The sequence below is a fragment of the Pseudoxanthomonas fibrivorans genome (assembly GCF_041464125.1).
In the GTDB taxonomy this organism is placed as follows: Bacteria; Pseudomonadota; Gammaproteobacteria; order Xanthomonadales; family Xanthomonadaceae; genus Pseudoxanthomonas.
The window spans coordinates 103,623-130,070 of the sequence record NZ_JBGNUG010000001.1; the positions used below are offsets into that span (position 1 = coordinate 103,623).

Sequence of the window (26,448 nt, forward strand, 5' to 3'; positions counted from 1 at the left end):
CGTGATGCCGACCCCGCTCCGCCGCCGCCTGCGCCTGGCCCGCCGCTGGTCGGCGTACCTGCTGGCGCTGGTGCTGGTGCTGATGGCGCTGGTGCTGGGCGCGGCCAGCCAGCTGCTGCCGCTGGTCGAGCGCCATCCCGAACGGATCGCCGCGTGGCTGACCGAGAAGGCCGGGCGGCCGGTCGGCTTCGAGCGCGTGCACACGCAGTGGACCCGCCGCGGGCCGCTGCTGCAGCTGGAAGGCCTGCACATCGGCGAGCGCGACGGCGGCGTGCGCATCGGCCAGGCCGAGGTGCTGGTGTCGATGTACGCCGGGCTGCTGCCGGGCCGGTCGTTCACCGAGCTGCGGCTGCGCGGCCCCTCGCTGATCCTGGAGCATGGCGACGATGGCCGCTGGTCGGTGCGCGGGCTGCCCGCGGCCGGCAGCGCCGATCCGCTCGATTACCTCGAAGGCCTCGGCGAGCTGCAGGTCATCGACGGCGAACTGGAGGTGCGCGCGCCGCGCCTGGGCCTGCGCACGCGCATCCCGAAGATCGACCTGCGGCTGCGGGTGGACGGCGACACGGTCAATGCCGGGGCGCGCGCCTACATCCGGCCCGACGCGGCACCGGCGTCGCTGGCCTTCCAGTTCGAGCGCGAGAGCGGCCGCGGCCGCGGTTACTTCGACCTGGACACCGAGGCGTTCGGCGCCTGGGCGCCGCTGCTGCACCACGCCGGGATCGCGCCGGCCGATGGCCGCGGCCGGATGGAGGCCTGGGCCGAGCTGCGCGGCAAGCGCGTGGTGCTGGTGACCACGCAGTTCCAGCTGCGCCACCTGCTGCTGTCCGGTGCGCCGCTGGCCGACGGCCAGCTGCCGCAGGTGCGGCTGGACGAACTGCGCGGCCGCGCCCGCTGGCGGGTGACGGCCGGAGGCTGGCGCCTCGACGCGCCGCTGCTGCGCATCGCCGACCAGCGCGGCGCGCAGTCGCTGGACGGCCTGGTGGTCGCCGGTGGCGCGCGCTTCGGCGTGTTCGCCGACCGTGTGGACGCGCGACCGTTGCTGGCGATCGCGTCCCTGGGCGATGGCATCCCGCCGTCGCTGCGCGCCTGGATCCGGCAGGCCGCGCCGGAGGTGCAGGTGTCGGCGCTGGCGCTGGCGGGCGTGCGTGGCGGCCCGATGCACGCGAGCGGGCGGCTGGAGCGGCTGGCGTTCGCGCCGGCCGGCGATGCGCCGGGCGTGGACGGGCTGGCCGGGCGTTTCGAGGGCGATGGCCAGGGCTGGCAGCTCGCGCTGGATCCGGCCAGCGCGCTGCGCTTCGACTGGCCGAGCGGGTTCGGCGTGGTCCACGAGATGAAGCTCGACGGCCGCCTGCTGGCCTGGCGCGAGGGCGACGGCTGGGAAGTGGCCACCCCGGCGCTGCGCGTGGACGGCGGCGACTACGGCGCGCAGCTGCGCGGCGGACTGTGGTTCCAGGGCGACGGCACGCGGCCGTGGATCGGCATCGCCGCCGAGCTCGACGACGCGCCGGTGCCGGTCGCGAAGAAGTTCTGGGTGCACCACAGGATGCCCAAGGCCGCGGTCGACTGGCTCGACATGGCCCTGGAGGGCGGCACGGTCAGCGGTGGTCGCGGCCTGGTCAGCGGCGACCTGGACGACTGGCCGTTCGTCCAGGACAACGGCCGCTTCGAGGCCACGGCCACCATCCGCGACGGACGCATCCGCTTCCAGCGCGACTGGCCGGAGCTGGAGGCGCTGCAGGCGGAGGTGGCGTTCGTCGGCAACGGCTTCAACGTGCTCGGCGAGGGGCGCGTCGCCGGCCTCGGCGTGCAGCGGGTGCAGGCCGGCATCGCCGATTTCAGCCGCGCGCCGCTGACCGTGCGTGCCGAGGCCAGGGGCGATGCCGCGCGCATGCTCGACCTGCTGCGGCGCAGTCCGCTGGCCGATGCCAACCGCGAGACCCTCGCCAACCTCGCGGCGGCCGGTCCGGCGGCGACGACCTTCGCCCTGGACCTGCCGCTGGGCAGCGGGCGCGGGCCGGCGGTGATCGACGGCCGCGTCGCCCTGGACGGCGTGCGCCTGGCCGAGAAGCGCTGGAACCTGGTGTTCGAGGACACGCACGGCGAGGCGCGCTACGACGCCGGCGGCTTCGCCGCGCAGGCGCTGGCGGTGCGCTACATGGGCCAGGAGGGCGCGCTCGCGCTGCGCTCCGGCCGCCACGTGCGCGAGCCGGGCAACGTGTTCGAGGCGGGCCTGGACGCGCCGATGGACGCGGCCGAGCTGCTTGCGCGCGCGCCCGAGCTGGAATGGCTGCGGCCGTACGTGCACGGCCGCTCGGCGTGGTCGCTGGCGGTGGCGCTGCCGGAAAAGCCGGTCGGCGGCAGCGTCGGCACGCTACGCCTGCAGTCGTCGCTGGCGGGCACGGTGCTGGACCTGCCCGCGCCGCTGGCCAAGCCGGCCGCCGAGCCGCTGGCGACCAGCGTCCAGCTCGGCCTGCCGCTGGGCAGCGGGCCGGTCGACGTGGCGTTCGGCGAACGCATGGCGATCCGTGCGCGGCAGCGCGACGGCAATACCGGCGTGCGGGTCACGCTCGGCAGTGCGGCGGTGGCCGGCGAGCCGCCGGCGAGCGGCATGGTGGTCGGTGGGCGCACCCATTCGCTGGACGCGCTCGAGTGGATCGGCCTGGCCAAGGGCGGAAGCGGCGGCGGCGTGCCGCTGCGCGAGATCGACGTGGTGGCCGACGAGCTGCTGCTGCTCGGGGGCGCGTTCCCGGCGACGCGGCTGCGGCTGCAACCGCGCGCGCAGGCACTGGAGGTCGCGGTGGACGGCCCCGCGCTCGCCGGCCGGGTGACAGTGCCGGATGCGCAGGGCGCCGCGGTGCAGGGTCGCTTCGAACGCCTGCACTGGCAACCGCCGGCAGGCAGCGGCGTCGCCGCGACCGACGCCGGCGTGGTGGCGACGACGGCGACCGACGACGATGCAGCGATGGTGCCGGCCACCGCGACGCCGGTGGATGCCGGCGTCGATCCCGCGGCGATCCCGCCGCTGGCCATCGACGTGGAGGACCTGCGCTACCGGCAGGCGTCGCTGGGCCGTGCCTCGCTGCGCACGCAGCCGGTGGCCGGTGGGCTGCGGGTGGAGCGCCTGCAGGTCCAGGCCGGCGAGCAGGCGATCGAAGGCACCGGCGAGTGGCTCGGCCGTGGCCAGGCGGCGCGCACGCACCTGGCATTGCGCGTCGACAGCGGCGACATGGGCCGGCTGATGGACGGGCTGGGCTACCGCAACTGGCTGGCGCGCGGCGAAGGCGAGGTCCGCTTCGACGCGAGCTGGCCGGGCACGCCGGCCGGTTTCAGCCTGGCCGGCCTGCAGGGCAGCCTGCAGATCGCCGCCCGCGACGGCCAGTTGCTGGAGCTCGATCCGGGCGCGGGCCGCGTGCTCGGCCTCTTCAGCGTCGCCCAGCTGCCGCGCCGGCTGATGCTCGATTTCCGCGACTTCTTTTCCAAGGGCTTCGCCTTCGACCGGCTCGAAGGCCGCGTCGACTTCGCCGACGGCCAGGCCCACACCGGCGACATGCTGATCGACGGGCCGGCGGCGGACATCCACATCCGCGGCAACACCGACCTGCGCGCGCAGCGCTTCGACCAGACCATCGACGTGCTGCCCAAGTCGGGCAACCTGCTGACCGTGGTCGGCGCGGTGGCCGGCGGCCCGGTCGGCGCGGCGGTGGGCGCGGCGGCCAACGCGGTGCTGGCCAAGCCGCTCGGCGAACTCGGTGCGAAGACCTACAAGGTCAGCGGGCCGTGGAAGGACCCGAAGGTGGAAGTGATCAGCCGCGAGCAGTCGCGCCGCGACGAGGGCGCCGCCGCGCCGGGATACGGCGCCGGCATGCGATGAGGCCCGGCGCCGGCCTCAGTCCCCGCCAGGGCCCGGCGCGCGGGTGAAGGGCGGCAGCCGCAGGCGGGTCCGGTGTTCCTGCGCGGGGCAACCGTGCATGTCCACGCCGCGGAAATAGCCACGCTGCCACTGCTCGCGCGCCGCCGCCGATTCCGGGTCGGGCAGTTCCTGCAGGAAGTGGCCACGGCTGGCGGTCCAGCGCCGGTGCTGCTGGTCCAGGTCCGGGGTCTCGGAGATCGGCCGCCATTCGGCCTGCACGTCGGCCAGCACCGCGCGCTGCAGCGGCAGCAGGTGGCAGAACGGCTCGCCGGCGGCGAAGCGCACCCGTCCCGGGCGCGTGAACTTCCAGTTCATGGTGAAGGTGTAGGGACTCCAGTCCGTTTCCACCAGGCCGGTGAGCGCGGCGATGCCGTCCTTGGGCCGGTTCAGCGGGCCGGTGGCCAGCAGCTCGATGCCGGCCCCGGTGCGGAACAGGCAGGGCACGTGGAAGGTCAGCACGCCGTAGCCGAAATGGCTCAGCGCCGGCGCATGCGTGCCCGGGTCCGGCCGCACCCGCACCGATTCCAGCGCGTCTCCGCCCTCCCATTCGGCCTCGAAGCCGGCCTGGCACAGCAGCTCCCAGCCGCAGGCATTGGCCATGTCCAGCGGCAGGCAGCGGTAGGCGTAGCGCTGGTCGGTGCGGTCCATCCAGTCGCGCTCGCGCGGCGCGGGGCGGATGTCCAGCGTGTGGCCATCGAGGACGTGGGCGGTGACCTTCATGCGGCATGTCCGGGGCGTGGGGGCGCGATGGATCCTGGATGAAGGTCCGCCGCGCCCGGGCTGTCATCATAGGCGGCCGGGCACGCCGGCCGCCGCGCTTGCCCCGACCGCCTTCCGACCCCATACCGTGACGATGACCGACTCCGCGCTGACCCTCGCCGAAACCCGCCTGCTCGTGCCCGGCGGCCTCGATCCGTCCGGACTGGACCGCGCGTTCGGCGCGCTGCTGGGGCCGGGCATCGATTTCGGCGACCTGTACTTCCAGCACGCCCGCCGCGAGAGCTGGACGGTGGAGGACGGCATCGTCAAGGACGGCGCGCATTCGATCGAGCAGGGCGTGGGCGTGCGCGCGATCAGCGGCGAGAAGACCGGCTTCGCCTATTCCGACGACATCAATGCCGACGCGTTGCGCCTGGCCGCCGGTTCGGCACGCGCGATCGCCCGCGACGGCAGCGCGCATGCGCCGCGGCAGCTGGTGCGCAGCGGCGGCCATGCGCTGTACCCGGCGCTGGATCCGGTCGACGGCATGGGCAACGAGGACAAGGTCGAACAGCTGCGCGCGCTGGACCGGCTGCTGCGCGCGGCCGACCCGCGCGTGATCCAGGTGTCGGTGAGCCTCTCCGGCGGCGTGGACACCGTGCTCGTGGCGCGCAGCGACGGGGTGATGGCCGCCGACGTCCGCCCGCTGGTGCGGCTCAACGTGCAGGTGATCGTCGAGCATGGCGGCCGGCGCGAATCCGGCTACGCCGGTGGCGGCGGCCGCTATTCGTACGAGGAGCTGTTCTCCGGGGGGCGTCCCGAGAAGCTCGCGCGCGAGGCGCTGCGCCAGGCATTGGTCAACCTGGAGGCGGTCGATGCGCCGGCCGGCACGATGCCGGTGGTGCTGGGCGCCGGCTGGCCGGGCGTGCTGCTGCATGAAGCGGTCGGCCACGGCCTGGAGGGCGACTTCAACCGCAAGGGCACTTCGACCTATGCCGGCCGCATCGGACAACGCGTGGCCGCCCCGGGCGTGACCATCGTCGATGACGGCACCCTGGAAGGCCGCCGCGGCTCGCTCAACATCGACGACGAGGGCACGCCCACGCGCTGCACCACGCTGATCGAGGACGGCGTGCTGGTCGGCTACATGCAGGATTCGCTCAACGCGCGACTGATGGGCATGGCCCCGACCGGCAACGGCCGCCGCGAATCGTTCGCGCACCTGGTGATGCCGCGCATGACCAATACCTACATGCTGGCCGGTATGCACGACCCGCAGGAGATGATCCGCTCGGTGAAGAAGGGCCTGTACGCGGTCAACTTCGGCGGCGGCCAGGTCGACATCACCAGCGGCAAGTACGTGTTCTCGGCCACCGAGGCCTACCTGATCGAGGACGGCAGGGTCACCGCGCCGGTGAAGGGCGCCACGCTCATCGGCAACGGCCCGGAGACGATGCAGAAGGTGCGCATGGTCGGCCACGACCTGGCCCTGGACGAGGGCGTGGGCGTGTGCGGCAAGGACGGGCAGAGCGTGCCGGTGGGCGTGGGCCAGCCGTCGCTGCTGATCGACGGGCTGACCGTGGGCGGGACGAGGGCGTGAGGCGCGGCGCGTGAGCCGCGCAGGCTCAGTCCTCGCGCGCGTCGGCCTCGTCGTCGTCGGCGTCCACCGCGTCGTCGCCGGCGTCGGCATCGCTGCCGGCGAGCAGCAGCGTGCGCAGTTCGCGGAACAGTTCGCGGTAGGCGCGCGGCGGCTTGTTGCGCAGTTTCTCCTCGTGCGCGTTGCGCACCAGCTGGCGCAGGTGCTGGCGGTCGGCGGCCGGATGCTCCTCGAGCAGTTCGGCCAGCGCCGCGTCCCCCTCGGCGACCAGGCGCTCGCGCCAGTCCTCGACCCGGTGCATCGCGGCCACTTCGCGGCGCGCGGCCTTGCCGTCCTCGTCCAGCGCGTCGCGGATCGCCTCCAGCGCCTCGTCGTCCTCCCGCCGCATCTGCTTGGCCAGGAACGCCAGCTGGCGCTTGCGGGCGATGTGCGCGGTGATCTTGCGGGTGTGCTCCAGGTGCGGCAGCAGGTCCCCGGGGATCGGCAGCTTCGCCAGCTGCGTCGGCGTCAGGCTGGCGAGCTTCTCGGCCAGCTCCAGCACTTCCAGCGCCTCGCGGCGCTGCTGGCTGCGGCTGGGGGAAAGGAACTCGCCGGTGTCTTCGTCGCGTCCGCGCATGGGGCTGGGGCTCTGTCGGGTCGCGCGGATTCTACCCGGGGCGGGCTGAATCGCCTTGTCCGGCCGTGGCCGGCGTCCGGCCGCCCGGGGCGACGCCGCCGCACGCCCGGGCCGTATCAACCGTTATCGCAGAGGTGCAAGCCGTGAACGACATCGCCCCGACCGACGACAGCCACGTCCGCCTGGACCGGCTGGCCGACATCTCGCAACGGCTGCTGGCCCGTGCCCGCGCGCTCGGCGCCAGCCAGGCCGAGGTGAGCTGCAGCGAGGAGCACGGGTTGAACGTGTCCGTGCGCATGGGCGAGGTGGAGACGGTCGAGTCCACCCGCGACCGGGGCGTGGCGGTGACCGTGTACTTCGGCCAGCGCAAGGGCAGCGCCAGCACCGCCGACCTGCACGAGCGCAGCCTCGAGGCCACGGTCGAGCAGGCCTGCGCGATCGCGCGGTACACCGAGGACGATCCCGCCGCCGGCCTGGCCGATGCGGCGCTGATGGCCGATGGCACGTTCCACGACCTGGAGACCTGGCATCCGTGGCGGCTGGACGCGGACGAGGCGATCGACATGGCCCTGGCCTGCGAGGCGGCCGGGCGCGAGGCCGACGCGCGGGTGAGCAATTCCGACGGCGCCTCCTTCGGCAGCGGCGGCAGCCTGTCGGTATACGCCAACAGCCACGGCTTCGTCGGCCGCGAGCGCGAGACCCAGCATTCGCTCGGGGTGGCGCTGATCGCCGGGCAGGGCGAGGGCATGCAGCGCGACGGCTGGTACAGCATCGGCCTGGCCCGCGGCGACCTCGAGGCGCCCGCGGCGATCGGACGCCGTGCCGCCGAGCGCACCGCCGCACGACTGGATCCGCGCACCGCGCCGACCGGCCAGTACCCGGTGCTGTTCGCCGCCGAGGTCGCCCGTTCGCTGGTCGGGCACCTGCTCAACGCGGTCTCCGGCGGCGCCCTGTACCGGCGCGCCAGCTTCCTGCTCGACAGCGCCGGCACCCGGCTGTTCCCGGACTGGTTCGGGATCGACGAGCGGCCGCTGCTGCGGCGCGGCCTGCGCTCGACCGCGTTCGACGCCGACGGCGTGGCCACCCGCGACAGCGCGCTGGTCGCCGGCGGCGTCCTGCAACGCTACGTGCTCGGCAGCTACTCGGCGCGCAAGCTGGGGCTGCAGACCACCGCCAATGCCGGCGGCGTGCACAACCTGCAGCTGTCCTCCAACGCCGGGTCGCTGGACGACCTGGTGCGCGGCATGGGCACCGGCCTGCTGGTGACCGAGCTGATGGGGCAGGGCGTCAACGGCGTCACCGGCGACTACTCGCGCGGCGCGGCCGGGTTCTGGATCGAAGGCGGCGCGGTCGCCTACCCGGTCGACGAACTGACCATCGCCGGCAACCTGCGCGACATGTTCGCCGCGATCGAGGCGGTCGGCGCCGAGTACGACCCGCGTTCGCACATCCGCACCGGTCCGATCCTGGTCGGGCGCATGACCGTTGCCGGGGGCGAATGACGTATCCTCGGGGGTGTGCGCCGCCGCGGGGACGCGGCGCCGTCTTCCGGACACCACCACCAGCAAGGGGACCATGATGAGCGAGTTCGAAACCTACACCGCACCGCCGCCGCCGCCGTCGTCGACCGGCCCGGTCAGCGCCGAAGAGAAGCAGTGGGCGATGTTCGGCCACCTGTCCACTTTGCTGGGGCTGTTCACCGGCGGCATCGGCAACATCGTCGGGCCGCTGGTCATCTGGCTGGTCAAGAAGGACACCATGCCCTTCGCCGGCGACCAGGCCAAGGAGGCGCTCAACTTCAACATCACCCTGCTGCTCATCGGCGTGGTGCTGCTGGTGCTGACCCTGGTCACCTTCGGCATCGGTGCGATCGTGACCATGCCGCTCGGCCTGCTGCTGTGCGTGGCCTGGCTGGTGCTGACCATCATCGCCGCGATGAAGGCGAACGAAGGCGTGGCCTACCGCTACCCGTTCACGCTGCGGCTGGTCAAGTAAACCGGCGCGCGGCGCGTATGAGGAAAAGGCCCGGTTGCCCGGGCCTTTTTTTTTGGGGGCCGGGGCCGGCGCGCTCAGTGGGTCCGGCGGACCGCCATGTCGCCCAGCGCGGCGAGCGCGGCCGCGCCGGCGCCGAGCGGACCCAGCGCGGTGCGCATGTCGTCCGCCAGTTCCTCCAGCTTCGTGCGCGCCCCGGCGATGCCCAGCAGCGCCGGATAGGTCGACTTGGCCTGGGCCACGTCCTTGCCCGCGGTCTTGCCGAGCTGCTCGGAACTGGCCTCGATGTCGAGCAGGTCGTCGCGCACCTGGAAGGCCAGGCCCAGCGACGTGGCGAAGGCGTCCAGCTGCGCCAGCGTGGCGGCATCGGCGCCACCGCCGAGGGCGCCCATGCGCACCGCGGCGCGGATCAGGGCGCCGGTCTTGAGCGCGTGCATGCGCTGCAGCTGCGCCAGCGACTGGGCCCGGCCGGTGGCGTCGATGTCCAGCGCCTGCCCGCCGCACATGCCGGCCACGCCGGAGGCATCGGCCAGCGTGCGCACCCAGTCGATGCGCAGGGCGGCCGGTGCATCGGCCGCGGCCAGGGTCGAGAACGCCAGGGTCTGCAACGCGTCGCCGGCGAGGATCGCGGTGGCTTCGTCGAAGGCCACGTGCACGGTCGGCTGGCCGCGGCGCAGGTCGTCGTCGTCCATCGCCGGCAGGTCGTCGTGGACCAGCGAATAGGCGTGGACCAGTTCCACCGCCGCGGCCGGCGCGTCGAGCGCCTGTTCGCCGGCGCCCAGCGCGGTGCCGGCCGCGTAGACCAGCAGCGGGCGCATGCGCTTGCCGCCGCCCAGGGTGGCGTGGCGCATGGCCGCGTGCAGGCGCGAGGGCGCGTCGGCCGGGTCGGGCAGCAGGCGTTCGAGCGTGGCTTCCGTGCGCGCCGCCCAGCGCGCGAACCGCTCACTCGCCATCGTGGCCGGCGAAGGGCTGCGCGTCGTCGGGGCGCTCGGGATCGGTGAGCAGGCGCACGCGCAGTTCGGCCTGTTCCAGCGCCGACTGGCAGCGCCGGTAGAGGCCGACGCCGCGCTCGTAGGCGGCCAGCGAATCCTCCAGGCTCATCTCGCCGTGTTCCATCTTCTCGACCAGCTGCTCCAGTTCGTCCAGCGACTGTTCGAACTGGGCGACCGGCGAGGCGTCGGGGGTGGCTTTCTTGGGCATGCGGGAAGTGTGCGCGGAGCGGTCGGGAGGGTCAACGCGCGCCGGGCTTCACGCAGGCGGTTGCCAGGCCAGGTGCCAGCCGCGGGCATGCAGCCAGCGGGCCAGGCCGTCGGCCCACGCGATGTCGCCGGCGGCGAGCAGCCGGCCATCGGCGCCGGAAAGCAGCGGCAGCTGCGCGCGCCGCCACGGGGGCACGCCGCGCGCCTGCAGTACGTGCTTGAGCAGGTGCGAATGCGCGCGGCCTGGCAGGACGATGCGCTCGCCACCCCGGCGCGCATGGACGCGCACGGGCGCATCGAAGCCGCACGCGGAGCGGCCGTCGTCCGCGCGCAGGCGCAGCGTGCCGCCGTCGGGCAGGGCGAGCGGGGCGCTGCCGTCCCAGTCGACCTGCCAGTCCGGCGGCAGGGGCGCGCGCAGGGTGTCGGCGTGGAGGAAATCGCGCCAGCGCAGGACCCGCGCGCCGGCCCAGGCGAAGCGGGCTTCGGCATCGGCCCGCGCGTGCAGGAGGGCCTCCTCGATCCGCTCCACGCCCCGTGCCGGCAGCGGTGGCAGGTCGAGCGTGCGGATCCAGTGCCGCAGCACGCGCGCGCGCCGCGCGGCCGGCAGCGCGAGCAGGGCCGGCACCCGCAGGGTGCGCGGGTCGTCGCCGGCGTGCGTGCGCAGCAGCGACGCGTCCTCCTCGGCCAGCAACGCACCGGTCTGCGCGCACAGTGCGGCGCTGCGCGCCAGCGAGGTGGCGGCGTGCGGCCAGCGCTGGCGCAGCAGCGGCAGCAGCTGGAGGCGCAGGAAGTTGCGGTCGGCATCGCTGCGGGCGTTGCTCGGGTCCTCGATCCAGTCCAGCCCGTGGGCCTGCGCATAGCCCTGCAGCGCCTCGCGCGGCATCTGCAGCAGCGGGCGCCACTGCCAGGCCCCGCCCAGGCGCCGCAGCGGCCGCATCGCCCCGAGTCCGTCGAGTCCGGAGGCACGCAGCGCGCGCAGCAGGAAGGTCTCGGCCTGGTCGTCGAGGTGGTGCGCGGTGGCCAGCAGGTCGCCTGTCGCCAGCGTCGACGACAGCGCCGCATAGCGGGCCGCGCGCGCGGCGGCTTCCGGCCCCTCGCCGCTGGCGCGCGGCACCTGTACGCGCAGCACCTGCAGCGGGACGTGCAGCACGGCCGCCTGCCGCTGGCAGTGCGTGGCCCACGCGTCCGCGTCCTGCTGCAGTCCGTGGTGCACGTGGACCGCGCGCAGGCCGCGCGCGCGCAGCGCGGGCTCGGTGGCCAGGCGATGCAGCAGCACGGTCGAGTCCAGGCCGCCGCTGTAACCGACCACGAGCGCACCGGTCGCCGCTCCGGGGATCTCCGGCAGGGCGAGGTCGTGCATGGACGATGGCGGGTGCGCGGCCATGCGCCTATCGTAGCTGGCCGTGGCGGCGGGCCGCGGCGGCGATGCGCCGGGTCGGCTCAGCGCACCTGGCGCAGGATCACGACCAGGGCGAAGACCCAGCAGACGGTGACGAACCAAGCCAGCACCCAGATCGAGGCGATGCCGCTGCGCTTGTGGAACAGGCGGTTGACCACCAGCGCCACCAGCAGCGGGACCAGGAACAGCGCCAGCGGCAGGACCCAGCCGGGCAGCGCGTCCATCGTCACGCGCCGTGCCGGGTGGAGGCGCCGCGGCGGGGCGCCGGCCGGTCCTGCGCGGACCGGCCGGCGACACGGTGGCCGGGCCTATGCGGCCTCGTAGGCGCCATAGCCGTGCAGGCGCGCGTAGCGCCGCTGGACCAGTTCGTCGTGCGGGATCTTCTCCAGCGCGTCGAGTTCGTTGAGCAGCACCGCCTTGAGCCGCCTGGCCATCTGCCGCGGGTTGCGGTGGGCGCCGCCGGTCGGCTCGCGCACGACCTTGTCGACCAGGCCCAGGCCGTGCAGGCGCTTGGCGGTCAGGCCCAGCTGCTCGGCCGCGTCCTTGGCCTTGCCCGCGTCCTTCCACAGGATCGAGGCGCAGCCTTCGGGCGAGATCACCGAGTAGGTGCTGTACTCCAGCATCAGCGTGCAGTCGCCGACACCTATGGCCAGCGCGCCGCCGGAGCCGCCTTCGCCGATGACGGTGCAGATGATCGGCACCTTCAGCTCGGCCATCTCCAGCAGGTTGCGGGCGATGGCCTCGGACTGGCCGCGTTCCTCTGCGTCGATGCCGGGCCACGCGCCGGGGGTGTCGATGAAGGTCAGGATCGGCAGGCCGAAGCGCTCGGCCAGCTTCATCAGGCGCAGCGCCTTGCGGTAGCCCTCGGGCTTGGGCATGCCGAAGTTGCGGCGGATCTTTTCCTTGGTGTCGCGGCCCTTCTGGTGGCCGATCACCACGACCGGGCGGCCGTCGATGCGGGCCAGGCCGCCGACGATGGCCTTGTCGTCGGCGAAGGCGCGGTCGCCGGCCAGCTCCTGGAACTCGTCGCAGAGCACGCGCACGTAGTCCAGGGTGTAGGGGCGGGCCGGATGGCGGGCCATCTGCGACACCTGCCAGGGGCTGAGGTCGCGGAAGATCTGTGCGGTGCGCTTGCGCAGCTTGTCCTGCAGCGCGTGCACCTCGGCGTCGACGTTGACGGCCGGGCCGGTGCTGGCGCTGCGCAGTTCCTGGATCTTGGCTTCCAGGTCGGCGATGGGCTGCTCGAAATCGAGGTAGTTCGGGTTCATCCGTAAGCCGGCGGGGCCGGAAGGTGCATGAGGCGGGCAGTGTAGCCGAAGGTCCGTGGAGCGACCGGACCGTACGGTACGGAGGGTGGTGGGTGAAGCCACTCGGGGCGTGGGCTTCGGATGGGACCGCCGTGCCCCGGGCAGAGGGCGCATCCCCCGGGACGGCGTCCTGCCTTTACCCGGGACCTCTGCACATCCATCCATGTGCCGCTTGCGCCCTCTGCCGAACGCGGGGGCCACGGCGGCTCTTGGGGCGTGGCTTTGGAGAAGCGAGCGGGGGAAGACGAAGCAGAGCAAGGTCACCCCTTCCTGACCTTCTCCTTGCGACCGTGGTCGAAGGTGCGGGGAGGGGCGCGAGGCGCGCTTCAGTGCACCCAGGGGCGGCCGATGGCGACCTTCACCGCACGGACTCCGGGCTGCGCGCGCAGCGCATCGAGCAGGGGCGGCGCCACCCGGACCGCGTTGGCGCCATTGAGGTCGAGCACGCCGCTGGCGCCGTCGTGGCCCGCGCGGCCCACCTGCAGGTGCAGGCGCAGCGGCGTCGGGCCGGGGCGATGGCGGGCCAGCACCGCGTCGATCCGCGGCCACAGGCCGGGGTCGCGCAGGTCCACCCGCAGCGACAGCCGCTGCGCGTGCTGCGCGCACAGCTGTTCGTAGTCCCAGGCGGCCTTCAGGCGCAGGCTGTAGCCGCCGTTGAATTCGTCCTCGCGCAGGCCGCCCTGCACGACCAGCACGCGGTCGCGCACCAGCAGGCTGGACAGGTCGGCGGCGGCCTCGGCGAACACGCCGCATTCCAGCCGGCCGCGGCCGTCCTCCAGCTGCACGAACACCTGGCTGTCGCCCTTGCGGCGCAGGCCCACGACCAGGCCGGCGACGACCACCTGCACCTCCGGCCGCCAGCCGCGCTTCTCGCCGCCGGTGCCGGCGGCCCACAGCTTGTCCAGTTCGCCCAGGTCGTTGCCGACCAGGCCGCGGACTTCCTCGCGGAAGGGATCGAACGGATGGCCGCTGAGGTAGTGGCCGAGGGTGTCGCGTTCGCCGTCGAGCAGCTGCCGCAGCGGCCATTCGCCGGCCTCCGGCAGGTCCAGCGCCAGCGCCGGTCCGGTGTCGGCCGAGGGCATGCCGAACAGCGACACCTGGCCGGCCGCCGCTTCCCTGGCCATCTGGTCGGTGGCCTTGAGCACCTCGGGCAGCTGCAGCATCAGGGTGGCGCGGTTGCGGCCGAGCGCGTCCAGCGCGCCGGCATTGACCATCGCCTCCAGCGCGCGCCGGTTGAGCTTGGTCGAATCCACCCGACGGCAGAAATCGAGCAGGTCGCGGTAGTCGCCGCCGCGCTCGCGCTCGGCCACGATCGCCTCGCACAGGCCGCGGCCGACGCCCTTGATCGCCCCCAGCCCGTAGCGGATGGTGTCGGCGGCGACCGCCTCGAACATGTACGGCGAATCGTTCACCCGCGGCGGCAGCACGGTCAGGCCCAGCCCGCGCGCCTCGTTGAGGAAGCCGACCACCTTGTCGGTGTTGTCCATGTCCGAGGACAGGGTGGCGGCCATGAACTCGGCCGGGTAGTGCTTCTTCAGCCACGCGGTCTGGTAGGCCACCAGCGAGTAGGCGGCGGCGTGCGACTTGTTGAAGCCGTAGCCGGCGAACTTCTCCATCAGGTCGAAGATCTCGTCGGCCTTGCGTTCGTCGACGCCGCCTTTCGCCGCGCCCTCGCGGAAGATCTCGCGGTGCTTGGCCATCTCGGCCGGCACCTTCTTGCCCATCGCGCGGCGCAGCAGGTCGGCGCCGCCGAGCGAGTAGCCGCCGACGATCTGCGCCATCTGCATGACCTGCTCCTGGTAGACCATGATCCCGTAGGTCTCCTCGAGCATCGGCTGCGTGCGCGGGTCCGGATAGGAGAATTCCTCCTGCCCGTGCTTGCGCGCGACGAACGACGGGATCATCTCCATCGGGCCGGGACGGTACAGCGCGTTCAGCGCGATCAGGTCCTCGAAGCGGTCCGGCCGCGCGTCCTTCAGCGCGCGGCGCATGCCGGAGGATTCGAACTGGAACACCGAGCCGGTGTTGCCGTTGGCGAAGATGTCGCGGTACACGCTGGCGTCGTCCAGCGGCAGGGTGGCGATGTCCAGCGGCGGGATGCCGGCGCGCTCGTGCCGGACATTGATCGCCTTCACCGCCCAGTCGATGATCGTCAGCGTGCGCAGGCCGAGGAAGTCGAACTTGACCAGGCCGATCGCCTCGACGTCGTCCTTGTCGAACTGGGTGACCGGATTGCGGCCCAGGCCGTCCTGGTCGTGTTCGGCGAACAGCGGGCAGAAGGTGTGCAGCGGTTCGGGCGCGATCACCACGCCGCCGGCGTGCTTGCCGGCGTTGCGGGTCAGGTCCTCGAGCTGGCGGGCCAGGTCGATCAGGTCGCGGACGTCGTCCTCGCTGCCGTAGCGCTGGATCAGCTCGGCCGAGGCCATCTCGCTGTCCTTGCCTTCGCCCATCGCGTCCTTGAGCGAGATGCCCAGGATGTTGGGGATCAGCTTGGCCACGCCGTCGACGAAGCCGTAGGGGAAGCCGAGCACGCGGCCGGAGTCGCGCACCACCGCCTTGGCGGCCATGGTGCCGTAGGTGATGATCTGGCTGACCCGCTCGCGCCCGTACTTGCGGGCGACGTAGTCGATCACCTCGTCGCGCCGGTCCATGCAGAAGTCGATGTCGAAGTCGGGCATCGACACGCGTTCCGGGTTGAGGAAGCGCTCGAACAGCAGGTTGTAGGGGATCGGGTCCAGGTCGGTGATCTGCAGCGCCCAGGCCACCAGCGAGCCGGCGCCGGAGCCGCGGCCCGGGCCGATCGGGATGCCGTGGTTCTTTCCCCACTGGATGAAGTCGGCCACGATCAGGAAGTAGCCGGGGAAACCCATCTTGATGATGGTGTCCAGCTCGAAGTCCAGGCGCTCGACGTAGTCCTGGCGGGTCTTGCCCTCGGCCAGCGGGTTCTTCGCCAGGCGCGCCTCGAGGCCGTCGTGCGACTGCTTGCGGATCCAGCTGTCCAGGGTCTCGTCCGACGGCACCGGATAGGCCGGCAGCGCGTACTTGCCCAGGGTCAGCTCGAGGTTGCAGCGGCGCGCCAGCTCGACCGTGTTGGCGATCGCGTCGGGGGCGTCGGCGAACAGCGCGGCCATCTCGTCGGCCGACTTCAGGTACTGCTCGGCGCTGTAGTCGCGCGGGCGCTTGGGGTCGTCGAGCACCCGGCCGGACGCGATGCACACGCGCGCCTCGTGCGCCTCGAAGCCGTCGGCGCCGAGGAAGCGCACGTCATTGGAGGCGACCACCGGGATCCCGCGCGCGGCCGAGGCGTGCAGGGCGAAGGCGTTGAACGCCTCCTCGCCCTCGCGCCCGGTGCGGACCAGTTCCAGGCACAGGTTGCCGCCGAACGCGCGCTGCCAGTCGGCCAGCTGCTGCTCGGCCAGGTCGTGGCGGTGCTCGGCGGCCAGGCGCCCGGCCAGGCTTTCGCGCCCGGCCAGCAGGATCAGGCCGTCGCCGCATTCGCGCACCCAGTCCGGGGCGACGGCGACGCCGCCTTCGGCGCGGTGGCCTTCCATCCAGGCGCGCGTGAGCAGGTGCGACAGGTTGAGGTAGCCGCGGTGGTCGCGGCACAGCGCGGTCAGCCGCCACGGCGCCTCGCCGGGGCCGGCGGCCACGGCCAGGTCGGCGCCGGCGATGGGCTTGATGCCGACCGCCTCGGCCGCCTTGTAGAACTTGATCAGGGCGAACAGGTTGTTGAGGTCGGTGACCGCCAGCGCCGGCAGGCCCAGTTCCACCGCGCGGCTGAGCAGGTTGGCCTGCTTGGCCTTGGCCGGGTCGGCCTGCTCCGGTTTTTCGGGCACGCGGATGGTCGAGTCCGCAAGCGAAAACTCGGTATGGACGTGGAGGTGGACGAAGCCGGACATGCCCCGGGGAGGGTACCGGCCGGGGTAGGGGGGAACAAGGCTTGACGGATCGCCCGGCGCGGCCGCGGCGCGGCCGGTGGCGGCACCGCGGCGGCATTTCGTTCATCATCGCCCGACCCTGCCGATGGAGATCCCGGTGAGCCCCCCGCACTTCGAACCCGTCGCCAGCGGCGAGCGCATCGCCTCCCTCGACGTGCTGCGCGGCTTCGCGCTGGCCGGCATCCTGCTGATGAACATGGAGGCCTTCGTCGGCCCGGTGATGGGCTCCTACACCGGCCTCGACCGCGGGCTTTCCGGCGCGGACCTGTTCGCCGACGGCCTGGTCTATTTCTTCGTGCAGGGCAAGTTCTTCACCCTGTTCTCGCTGCTGTTCGGCATGGGCTTCGCGATGATGGTCCAGCGCGCCGACGCGGCGCGGCGGCCGTTCGCTGGCTTGTACTGGCGCCGCAGCCTGGGCCTGCTCGGCATCGGCCTGGCCCATGCGCTGCTGCTGTGGTCCGGCGACGTGCTGGTGACCTACGCGCTGCTGTCCTTCCTGTTGCTGGCCTTCCGTGACGTACCTGCCACCGTGCTGGCCTGGCTGGGCGTGGCCTGCTACCTGGCCGCGCCGGCGCTGGTGATGGGGCTGGGGCTGCTCTCGGGCTGGATGCCCGGCTGGGACGAGGTCATGGCCGCGCAGGGCAGGGAGATGGACGCGATGCTGGAATCGCAGCGCCAGGCCTACGGCGCCGGCAGCTACGCGATGACCGTGGCGCAGCGGGTCCGCGATTTCGGCATGACCCTCTCCAACCTGATGGTGATGGGGGCGATGGTGTTCGGCATGTTCCTGCTCGGCGCCGCGTTCCTGCGCAGCGGGGCGATCCAGCAGCCGCAGCTGCATCCCCGGCTGTACGCATGGCTGCGCCGGGCGGTATTGCCGCTGGGCCTGCTGGTGATGCTGGCCTCGTTCCTGCTCGAGCCGAGCATGTCGTTCAGCGTGTTCGACCTGCGGCTGGCGCTGGCGCAGTCGCTGGCGCTGGTGGCGGGGGCGATGATGTGCCTGGGCTACCTGGCCTGGGTGATGCGCGGGCTGGAGGTTCCCGGCATCGCGCGCTGGCTGGAGCTGCTGGCCCCGGCCGGGCGCATGGCCCTGACCAACTACCTGGTCCAGTCGATCGCCTGCACGCTGCTGTTCTACGGCTACGGACTGGGCTTCTTCGAGCAGTTGCCGCGGTTCTGGCAGGTGCCGTTCGCGCTGGGCCTGTTCTCGGTCCAGGTGCTCTACAGCCGCTGGTGGCTGGAGCGCTTCCGCTTCGGCCCGGCGGAGTGGCTGTGGCGTTCGCTCACCTACTGGCAGCTGCAGCCGATGCGGCGCGCCGGAGCGGGCGTCGCGCCGGCCTGACAGGCGCGTCGCCGGCCGCCGCCGACGGCCCGGCCGGCCGCGTCGGCCGCCGCGGATGACGCCGCGGCCCCGGCGGAGTATGGTCGGCCCATCCGGTCAGACGGTGGATGGACATGGACGTTGCCGCTTCCCTGTTCAGGCATTTCCGGTTCCGCTCCGCGCCCTCGCGCCCCAGGCGCCGGCCGGGCCGGTCCGGCTGCGCATGGCTGCTGGCGGTGCTGCTGGCCCTGCCATCCGCGGGCATGGCCGCCGACGCCGACGCCGACGCCGACGAGCTGGCCAGGCAGTTGTCCAATCCGGTCGCCAGCCTGGTCAGCGTGCCGCTGCAGTTCAACTATGACGAACTGGACAGCGGGGGCAGCCGCGCCTGGGTCAACGTGCAGCCGGTGGTGCCGGTGTCGATCGGCGAGCACTGGAACATGATCTCGCGCACCATCCTGCCGATCACCTACCAGGAAGACCTCTTCCCGGGCGCCGGCAGCCAGTTCGGCACCGGCGACATCACCCAGAGCCTGTTCTTTTCGCCCAAGCAACCTACCGCGGGCGGCTGGATCGTCGGATTCGGGCCGGCCGTGCTGGTGCCGACCGCCAGCGACGACCTGCTCGGGACCGGCAAGTGGGGCGCCGGGCCGACCGCGGTCGTGCTCAGGCAGACCCAAGCGGGCTGGACCTATGGCGCGCTGGTGAACCACCTGTGGTCGTTCGCCGGCGACAGCGACCGCAACGACGTGAGCTCCACCTTCCTGCAGCCGTTCCTCACCAGGGGAATGGGGCAGGGCCGGACGTTATCGCTCAACCTGGAGTCCTCCTACAACTGGGAGACCCGGCAATGGACCGTGCCGGTCAACATCGGCTACAGCAAGGTGTCCAGGATCGGCGCGCAGATGGTCAGTTACCAGGGCGGAGTGCGCTATTACGCCGAGTCGCCCGCCGGCGGACCCGACTGGGGCCTGCGCTTCGCCTTCACCCTGCTGTTCCCGGAAAGCTGACGCCACCGGCGTGGTGCGCCGGCTCCCGGCGCGGATGAGCGGTTCCTTTCCTGGAGCAGGGCGGCACGCGGACCGCGGCAGGCCTCCGCGGCCGTCCCACGCGGGGATGTCGACCGATGACCCGCCATGGCGAACTGCCTGACGCGGCGCCGGCCATCGTGTATCCGCACCCGCACCCGCACCCGCACCCGCACCCGCACCCGCACCCGCACCCGCATCGTCCCGACTGATGTCCTGACTTCCAGCCCACCCGCCCTCAGGAGCCATCGATGAACACCCAGCCCGGCAAGGCGAAGACCCTGTTTTCCGACGTGTCCTCCGAACTCGCCTCGCGGCGCACCGGCATGGCGTTCCAGCGCACCCGGCTGGCCGCCGACCGCACGCTGATGGCGGTGATCCGGACCTCGCTGTCGCTGATCAGCTTCGGCTTCACGATCCACAAGGTGTTCGAGGGCCTGAAGGAGAGCGGGGCGATCATCCACGCCGCATCGGGGCGCAATTTCGGCGTGTCGCTGGTGCTGCTGGGCGTGGTCATGCTGGTGATCGGCATCGGCTACCACGCCTGGTTCATGCTCGCCCTGCGCCGGCAGCGCACCGGCATGGCCGGGGACCGGCTGGTCCATGCCGAGAGCCCGTTCCCGCCTTCGATGACCCTGATCACCGCGGTCCTGCTGCTGGTGCTGGGCGTGGTGGCCATGGCCAGCATGGTCCTGCACACCGGGCCGTTCGAATGAGCCGTGGTGCCGGCGACCGCGGCCCCGGTCCTCCCGTCCGGATGGGCCGGGCCTGGGCGGCACGCCGGGCGGCCCGGATGGCCCTTCGGGCCAATGTCGCCGCCGCGGCATCCGCGGCAGCATGGGCGCGGGGATCCGTCCGGCCACCGGTGACGCGTCCACCGGACTCCTTGGAGGCAGCCATGCATCGATCCACCCGCTCCAACGCCGCCCGCCTGGGGGCGCTGCTCGGCGGCCTGTCCGCCGCCGCGACCGCGTCCGCCCAGCCCTCGTCCGACTGGGAATGGATGGTCGAACCCTACATCTGGGCGGCGAGCATCGGCACCGACATGCGCACGATCAGCCCGCCGACCGAGGCCGACAGCGATTCCTCGTTCTCCGACGTGATCGACAAGCTCGACGGCGTGTTCATGGGCCGGGTCGAAGGCCGCACCGACCGCTACGGCATGTTCGCCGACTTCATCTACCTCGGCCTGGCCGACGGCACCCAGCGCCGCGTCCTGCGCACCGAGACCGACCTGGACGCGCGCCTGCTCGACCTGGCCTTCTCGGTGCGCATCGGCGGCGCGCGCGACAGCGGGCTGGACCTGTACGGCGGCGCCCGCTACATCGACGTGGACCTGACCACCCGGTTCGTGCCCGACAACCCGGCCTTCGCGCCGCGCTCCCTCGACGCCGGACAGAGCTACCTCGATTTCCTCGCCGGTGCCCGCTACACCTGGCCGCTGGCCGAGCGCTGGAGCCTGGCCCTGCGCGGCGACGCCTCGTTCGGCGAGACCGACGGCACCTGGTCGGCCTCGGCGATGGGCGGCTACCGCACCGGCAACGGCGCGTGGCTGTTCGGCTACCGCTACATGCAGGCCGAGTTCGGCAACGGCAACGCCGACGTCACCCTCGACCTGAGCGGACCGGTGGTCGGCTACGGCTTCCGCTTCTGACGTGCGCCGCGGCCCAGGCCGCGGACGCCATCCCGCTGACCCCTCGATCCGCCACCCAGGAGATTCCGATGCGACCTTCCTTCCTTCCGCTGCGCCGCATGGCGTGGATGCGGGCGACCACGCTGCTGCTCGCCCTGCTGGCGGCCTCGACCGCCCTGGCTTCGCCGTCGAACAAGTGGCGCGTGCAGCTGGGCGGCAGCGCCAAGGTCGACGGCGAGGTCGAACTGTCGTTCACGCCCAAGGGCGGCACCGCACGCAGCGTGGTCGTGGCCATCCCCAAGGGCACGCATGAGAACACCGCCGCCCGGCTGGTGCGCGACGCGGTGAAGGCCACGTTCGGCAAGGACGTCTACAAGGTCGAGACCGACGACGGCGAGGACGTACTGGTCAAGAAGCGCGGCAGCACGCCGGACTTCGAGATCATCGTGGTGCGCAACACCGCCGACGGCCTGCGGATCAGCCTCGACAGGGAATAGGCGGGCGCCGGGCGGGACGCGCCGCGACCCGCCACGGCCTGGTTGCGGCGAAGGATGCAGCTGCAACGGTTCGTGCCGCGATGCGTCCGGCCGGCGACGTCCAGCGCGTGCGGCGCCGCGGTTAAACTCGCCGGGTGAATCCATCCCGCGACGACGTCCTCATCCTCGGTGGCGGTGCCATCGGCCTGGCCACCGCCCTGTCCCTGCTCGACGCCGGCCGCGGCGTGCGCCTCCTGGAGGCGGCCACCGTCGGCGGCGCCACCTCGCACGGCAACTGCGGCACGATCACCCCGAGCCACGCACCGCCGCTGGCCGCGCCCGGCGTGCCGCTGCGCGCATTGAAGTGGATGTTCACCCCGGACGCGCCGCTGTACCTCAAGCCGCGGGTCGATCCTGCGCTGTGGCAGTGGCTGGCGCGCTTCACCGCGCGCTGCAACCCGCGCGACTGGATGTCCAGCGCCCGCGCCCGCGCCGCGCTGCTGGACGATTCTCGCGCGCGGCTGGTGCAGTGGATCGGCCGCTACGGGCTGGACTGCGAGTTCGGCGAGACCGGGCTGGACTACGTGTTCCGCGACCCGCGCAACTTCGCCCACTACGTCGCCGAGTGCGCGCCGCTCAACGCCATGGGCATCCGCACCGACGTCATCGACGGCGCCGACTACCTGCGCCAGGAGCCGTCGCTGCGGGACGGCATCGTCGGCGCGGTGCGCTTCCCCGACGACGCCCACCTGCGCCCCGACCGCTACGTCGCCGAGCTGGCGCGCGCGGTGCGCGAACGCGGCGGGGTGATCGAGGAAGGCTGCCGGGTCGAGGCGATCGAGCCCGAGGCCGACGGCGTGCGCGTGCGGATCGCCGGTGGTGGCGAGCGCCGCGGACGCGATGTCGTCGTGGCGATGGCGGCCTGGACGCCGGAGATCATCCGCCCGCTCGGCCTGCGCCTGCCGATCCAGCCGGGCAAGGGCTACTCGATCACCTATTCGAAGCTGGCGCTGGCGCCGCGCCGGCCGATCGTGCTCAAGGACCGCTCGGTCTGCATCACCGCCTGGGGCAGCGGCTTCCGCCTCGGCAGCACGATGGAATTCTCCGGCCACGACAGCACGCTCAACGAAGTGCGGCTGTCGGCGCTGGAGCGGGCCGCACGCGAATACCTGAAGCAGCCGCCGGATGCGTCCATGATCCAGGAGAAGTGGTACGGCTGGCGGCCGATGACCTGGGACGACCTGCCGGCGCTGGGCCGTTCGCCGGCCCATCCTCACGTCTGGTTGGCGGCCGGCCACGGCATGCTCGGCATCAGCATGAGCACCGCCAGCGGCCAGCTGGTGGCCGACCTGATGACCGGGCGCGCCCCGGCCATCGACCCGGCGCCGTACCGCGTCGAACGCTTCCAGTAGCCCGCACCACAGGAGATCCCGCATGGCCCGCAACGACGCGACCCCGCAGGTGGAATACGACCTGGTCGTGCTCGGCGGCGGTTCGGGCGGGCTGGCCGGTGCGTTGCGCGCGGCCGCGCACGGCGCGCGGGTGGCGCTGCTGGAGCCGCACGAGTTCGGCGGCACCTGCGTCAACCGCGGCTGCGTGCCGAAGAAGGCGATGTGGCTGGCCGCCGGCCTGGCCTCGAAGATCGCGCTGGCGGCGGACCTGGGGTTCGACACCCGCCCGCCGTCATTGGACTGGAAGGAGCTGGTCGCCCAGCGCCAGCGCTACATCGGCAACATCCACGGCATCTACCGCGGCCTGCTGGAAAAGGCCGGCGTGGCCTGGATGCCGTGCCGCGGCCGCCTCGTCGCCGCCGACACGGTCGAGACCGACACCGGCGTGCGGATCAAGGCCGGCCACGTGCTGGTCGCCACCGGCGGGCGCCCGCTGCGCCCGGACATCCCCGGCGCGGAACTGGGCGGCCTGTCGGACGACTTCTTCCGGCTGTGCGGCGCGCCGGCGCGGGTGGCGATCGTCGGCGGCGGCTACGTCGCGGTGGAGCTGGCCGGCGTGCTGCAGGCGCTGGGCAGCCGGGTCGAAGTGTTCGCGCGCGGGCCGCGCCTGCTCGGCGACATGGACGGCGAGGTCGTGCAGCAGCTGCAGGAGGACATCCGCCAGCACGGCGTACACCTGCACCTGCAGGCGCCGGTGCATGCCCTGGAAGAAGAAGGCGAACGCGTGCGCGTGCTGCACAAGGGGCCGGGCGAGGACGCGTCCGCGCCGGAGGCCTTCGACCGCGTGCTGTTCGCCACCGGACGCCGCCCCAACAGCGACGGCATCGGCCTGGAAGCCCTCGGCGTGGAACTGGGCGAGGACGGCGCGATCGTGGTCGACGACCATGAGGACACCTCCGTGCCCGGCATCCACGCCGTCGGCGACGTCACCGCGAAGCTGCAGCTCACCCCCGTGGCGATCGCCGCCGCGCGCCGGCTGATGGACCGCCTGTTCGGCGGCCGAACCGATGCCAAGCTCGACTACCGCAACGTGCCGACGGTGGTGTTCTCGCATCCGCCGCTGGGCACGGTCGGCCTGAGCGAGGAGCGCGCCCGCGAAGAACACGGCGATGCGGTCAGGGTCTACACCTCGCGCTTCCGGCCGATGCTCACCGCGCTGGTCGACTCGCCGCAGCGCAGCCTGTTCAAGCTGGTCTGCGTGGGCGAGGAGGAGCGGGTGGTCGGCATCCACCTGCTCGGCGAGAGCGCCGACGAGATCCTGCAGGGCTTCGCCGTCGCGTTGAAGCTGGGCGTGACCAAGCGCCAGCTCGACGACACCGTCGCCATCCATCCGACCTCGGCCGAGGAAGTGGTGCTGATGCGATGAGCGGCCGCGCCGGCGCCGGCGCGACCGCGGCACGTGTCCCGGCTACTGCCGGGTCAGGGCGAAGCGGAACCGCTCTTCCGCGCCGACGAGGTGGTCGGCATCGGCGGCGGCCGCGTCGATGTCGATCTGGACCCAGTTGACCTGGCCGTCGAACGCGTTGTCGCGCGCGCCGTAGTCGTCCGAGACCGGCTCGCCGAGGTCGCAGCCGACCTCCAGGGTCTCGTCCAGGGCGAAGGCGAACGAGTGGGTGCGCTCGACCCGCCCGGTGCCGATGGGCTGGCCATCGCAGTAGAGCGTGATGCCCGCGCCCTTGCCCAGCCCGCCGCCGTCGTAGGCGAACTCCATGCGCAGCTGGTGCGCGCCGGCGGGCAGGACCGCGTCCGATTCGACCGTGGCCCGCTTCACCCCGAGCAGGTTGTAGTGGTAGCGCAGGCGGCCGGCGTGCGCGTACAGCGCCCAGCCGCCCTGCGCGCCGCCCTGGGCCACGATCACCCCGCGCGCGCCGGCCCCCGGCACGACCACGTCGGCGGTGACCGCGTGGTTCTTGTTCTTGGTGTTGATCACGGTGTTCTCCTGCACGCGGCGCATGCCCGGGAAGAACAACTGGGTCGAGCCGTGTACCACGGTCGGGCGGCCGGCCAGGTCCGGGTTGGCGCGCTCGGCCTTGCGGTCGTCGAGCGGGAACACGTTGTACTTGCCGGCTTCCAGTTCGAACAGGCGCTGCAGGTCGCGCAGCCGCTGCGGTTCCTGCGCGGCGAGGTCGTGCGCCTGGCTCCAGTCGGTGCGGGTGTCGTACAGCTCCCAGACGTCGTCCCCGATCGGCGGCTGCGGCCCGGTCATCTGCCAGGGCACGCTGCCGTGGCGTGTCACCGCGGTCCAGCCGTCGTGGTAGATGCCGCGGTTGCAGAACATCTCGAAGTACTGGGTCGGGCGCCGCTCCGGCGCGTCGGCGCCGTCGAAGGAGTAGGCCATGCTGACCCCGTGCAGCGGCTCCTGCAGCACGCCGTTGACCATCGTCGGCTCGGGCAGGCCGGCGGCCTCGAGCACGGTGGCGGCCACGTCGATGACGTGGTGGAACTGGTGGCGCAGTTCGTTGCGCGCGGCGAAGCCGCGCGGCCAGTGCACGATGGTGCCGTTGCGGGTGCCGCCCCAGTGCGAGGCGATCTGCTTGGTCCACTGGTACGGGGTGTTCATCGCGTGCGCCCAGCCCACCGCGTAGTGGTTGTAGGCCGTGGGGCCGCCGAGTTCGTCCATGCGTTCGATCAGCAGCTCGGGGGTGTTGAGGTCCGGGCCCTCGTTGACCATCCATTCGCTGAAGCAGCCGGTCGGCGTGCCTTCGGCCGACGCGCCGTTGTCGCCAATGATGTAGTAGACCAGCGTGTCTTCGAGCACGCCCAGGTCGGCGAGCGCGTCGACCAGCCGGCCGGCGTGGTGGTCGGCGTGCTCGAGGAAGGCCGCGTAGATTTCCATCTGCCGCGCCAGCACCGGGTGCAGGCGGGGCTCCATCGCGTCCCATGCGGGGATCTCGTCCGGGCGCCGGGTCAGCTCGCAGTCGGACGGGATCACCCCCAGTGCCTTCTGCCGGGCGAAGGTCTCCTCGCGCACGCGGTCCCAGCCCTGGTCGAAGCGGCCCCGGTAGCGTTCGATCCATTCCTTCGGCACGTGGTGCGGCGCATGCGTGGCGCCGGGCGCGAAGTAGACGAAGAACGGCTTGTCCGGCGCGACCGCCTTCTGCTGGCGCACGTATTCGATCGCCCTGTCGGCCAGGTCCTCGGTCAGGTGGTAGCCCTCCTCGGCGGTTTTCGGCGCCTGTACCGGGGTGGTGCCGTCGTACAGCGGCGGCGCGTACTGGCTGGTCTCGCCGCCGATGAAGCCGTAGAAGCGCTCGAAGCCGGAGCCGGTCGGCCAGCGGTCGAACGGGCCCACCGGCGTGGCCTCGAACACCGGCACCTCGTGGCACTTGCCGAACTGCGCGGTCGAGTAGCCGTTGAGCCGCAGCGTCTCGGTCAACGGCGCGCAGGTGTTCGGGCGCAGCGAGTTGTAGCCGGGGGCGGAGGTCGCGATCTCGGTGATCCCGCCCATGCCCACCGCGTGGTGGTTGCGCCCGGACAGCAGCGCCGCGCGGGTGGGCGAGCACAGCGCGGTGGTGTGGAAACGGGTGTAGCGCAGGCCTTCGCCGGCCAGGCGCTCGGCGGTGGGCGTGCGGCAGGGCCCGCCGAAGGCACTGGACGCCCCGAAGCCGGCATCGTCGATCAGGATCACCAGCACGTTCGGCGCGCCGGCCGGCGGGCGCAGCTGGCGGATCGGCGGGAAGCGGGTATCCGGGTCCTGCGTGGTGTAGGTGGTGAGGGTGACCGGCTTGCGGTCGGGGATCGGCAGGATCGTGCGCGACAGGTCGGGGGACGGGCGGTGCTCGGAGGCCATCGGAAGCTCCTGGAGGCAACGGAACGCGGGGATTTCGACCGGACTTCGGCGGGATGTCGACGGACTGCGCGGACCGGGACGCCGGCGCAGGT

At 72.6% G+C, this 26,448-nt stretch carries 20 protein-coding genes; 11 read left to right on the forward strand and 9 right to left on the reverse strand.

The window, feature by feature from the left end:
- Positions 1-4 precede the first annotated feature (4 nt).
- Complete coding sequence (locus ACA089_RS00565; RefSeq protein WP_372012409.1) at positions 5-3,871, forward strand: YhdP family protein; 3,867 nt, start codon at positions 5-7, stop codon at positions 3,869-3,871.
- 15 nt (positions 3,872-3,886) lie between these two features.
- Here ACA089_RS00565 and ACA089_RS00570 read toward each other — a convergent pair whose 3' ends face one another.
- The gene (locus tag ACA089_RS00570; protein ID WP_372012411.1) at positions 3,887-4,630 is read right to left on the reverse strand and encodes a DUF6065 family protein; all 744 of its coding nucleotides are present in this window, start codon (positions 4,628-4,630) and stop codon (positions 3,887-3,889) included.
- Positions 4,631-4,763: 133 nt separating this feature from the next.
- Here ACA089_RS00570 and tldD point away from each other — a divergent pair, with 133 nt between their 5' ends.
- Complete coding sequence (gene tldD, locus ACA089_RS00575) at positions 4,764-6,209, forward strand: metalloprotease TldD (RefSeq protein WP_372012414.1); 1,446 nt, start codon at positions 4,764-4,766, stop codon at positions 6,207-6,209.
- Between the two features lie 25 nt (positions 6,210-6,234).
- On the opposite strand, the gene yjgA is transcribed toward tldD, so the two are convergent.
- Positions 6,235-6,822, reverse strand: coding sequence for a ribosome biogenesis factor YjgA (gene yjgA / locus ACA089_RS00580; RefSeq protein ID WP_372012416.1), 588 nt, complete (start codon positions 6,820-6,822; stop codon positions 6,235-6,237).
- A 143-nt stretch (positions 6,823-6,965) separates the two neighbouring features.
- Here yjgA and pmbA point away from each other — a divergent pair, with 143 nt between their 5' ends.
- Positions 6,966-8,324, forward strand: a complete 1,359-nt coding sequence (gene pmbA / locus ACA089_RS00585) for a metalloprotease PmbA (RefSeq protein WP_372012419.1) — start codon at positions 6,966-6,968, stop codon at positions 8,322-8,324.
- A gap of 73 nt (positions 8,325-8,397) precedes the next feature.
- Positions 8,398-8,817 carry a DUF4870 domain-containing protein gene (locus tag ACA089_RS00590; RefSeq protein WP_372012422.1) on the forward strand — a complete coding sequence of 140 codons (420 nt, stop codon included), beginning with the start codon at positions 8,398-8,400 and terminating at the stop codon, positions 8,815-8,817.
- Between the two features lie 74 nt (positions 8,818-8,891).
- Here the strand turns inward: ACA089_RS00590 and ACA089_RS00595 are convergent, their stop codons facing one another.
- The 6 genes from ACA089_RS00595 to dnaE all read right to left on the reverse strand — a co-directional run bounded on the left by ACA089_RS00595 (position 8,892) and on the right by dnaE (position 16,618).
- The gene (locus ACA089_RS00595; protein ID WP_372012424.1) at positions 8,892-9,767 is read right to left on the reverse strand and encodes a polyprenyl synthetase family protein; all 876 of its coding nucleotides are present in this window, start codon (positions 9,765-9,767) and stop codon (positions 8,892-8,894) included.
- A complete protein-coding gene (locus ACA089_RS00600) occupies positions 9,757-10,014 on the reverse strand; it encodes an exodeoxyribonuclease VII small subunit (protein ID WP_372012426.1) in 258 nt (85 codons plus the stop codon). The genes ACA089_RS00595 and ACA089_RS00600 overlap by 11 nt, the downstream gene beginning before the upstream one ends.
- Positions 10,015-10,062: 48 nt before the next feature.
- Positions 10,063-11,397, reverse strand: a complete 1,335-nt coding sequence (tilS, locus tag ACA089_RS00605) for a tRNA lysidine(34) synthetase TilS (protein ID WP_372012429.1) — start codon at positions 11,395-11,397, stop codon at positions 10,063-10,065.
- 56 nt (positions 11,398-11,453) lie between these two features.
- Positions 11,454-11,636 (reverse strand): hypothetical protein, encoded by a 183-nt coding sequence (locus tag ACA089_RS00610; RefSeq protein WP_372012431.1) that lies wholly within the window; start codon positions 11,634-11,636, stop codon positions 11,454-11,456.
- Between the two features lie 84 nt (positions 11,637-11,720).
- Positions 11,721-12,680: an acetyl-CoA carboxylase carboxyltransferase subunit alpha gene (locus ACA089_RS00615; RefSeq protein ID WP_372012433.1), complete on the reverse strand. Its 960-nt coding sequence runs from the start codon at positions 12,678-12,680 to the stop codon at positions 11,721-11,723.
- A gap of 365 nt (positions 12,681-13,045) precedes the next feature.
- On the reverse strand, positions 13,046-16,618 hold the full coding sequence (dnaE, locus tag ACA089_RS00620) for a DNA polymerase III subunit alpha (protein ID WP_372012435.1): 3,573 nt from the start codon (positions 16,616-16,618) through the stop codon (positions 13,046-13,048).
- A 124-nt stretch (positions 16,619-16,742) separates the two neighbouring features.
- On the opposite strand from dnaE, the gene ACA089_RS00625 reads away from it, so the two are divergent.
- The 7 genes from ACA089_RS00625 to gorA all read left to right on the forward strand — a co-directional run bounded on the left by ACA089_RS00625 (position 16,743) and on the right by gorA (position 23,932).
- Positions 16,743-17,999, forward strand: coding sequence for a DUF418 domain-containing protein (locus ACA089_RS00625; RefSeq protein ID WP_372012437.1), 1,257 nt, complete (start codon positions 16,743-16,745; stop codon positions 17,997-17,999).
- A 113-nt stretch (positions 18,000-18,112) separates the two neighbouring features.
- Entirely contained in the window at positions 18,113-18,988 is an 876-nt protein-coding gene (locus ACA089_RS00630) for a transporter (RefSeq protein ID WP_372012438.1), read from the forward strand.
- Positions 18,989-19,257: 269 nt separating this feature from the next.
- Positions 19,258-19,722, forward strand: a complete 465-nt coding sequence (locus ACA089_RS00635) for a YidH family protein (protein ID WP_372012440.1) — start codon at positions 19,258-19,260, stop codon at positions 19,720-19,722.
- A 182-nt stretch (positions 19,723-19,904) separates the two neighbouring features.
- Positions 19,905-20,660 carry a hypothetical protein gene (locus ACA089_RS00640; RefSeq protein ID WP_372012442.1) on the forward strand — a complete coding sequence of 252 codons (756 nt, stop codon included), beginning with the start codon at positions 19,905-19,907 and terminating at the stop codon, positions 20,658-20,660.
- Between the two features lie 68 nt (positions 20,661-20,728).
- Entirely contained in the window at positions 20,729-21,136 is a 408-nt protein-coding gene (locus ACA089_RS00645) for a hypothetical protein (protein WP_372012444.1), read from the forward strand.
- Positions 21,137-21,270: 134 nt separating this feature from the next.
- Positions 21,271-22,527: an NAD(P)/FAD-dependent oxidoreductase gene (locus ACA089_RS00650; RefSeq protein ID WP_372012447.1), complete on the forward strand. Its 1,257-nt coding sequence runs from the start codon at positions 21,271-21,273 to the stop codon at positions 22,525-22,527.
- Positions 22,528-22,549: 22 nt separating this feature from the next.
- Positions 22,550-23,932 (forward strand): glutathione-disulfide reductase, encoded by a 1,383-nt coding sequence (gorA, locus tag ACA089_RS00655; protein ID WP_372012449.1) that lies wholly within the window; start codon positions 22,550-22,552, stop codon positions 23,930-23,932.
- Between the two features lie 42 nt (positions 23,933-23,974).
- On the opposite strand, the gene ACA089_RS00660 is transcribed toward gorA, so the two are convergent.
- Complete coding sequence (locus ACA089_RS00660) at positions 23,975-26,356, reverse strand: arylsulfatase (RefSeq protein ID WP_372012452.1); 2,382 nt, start codon at positions 26,354-26,356, stop codon at positions 23,975-23,977.
- Positions 26,357-26,448 lie beyond the last annotated feature (92 nt).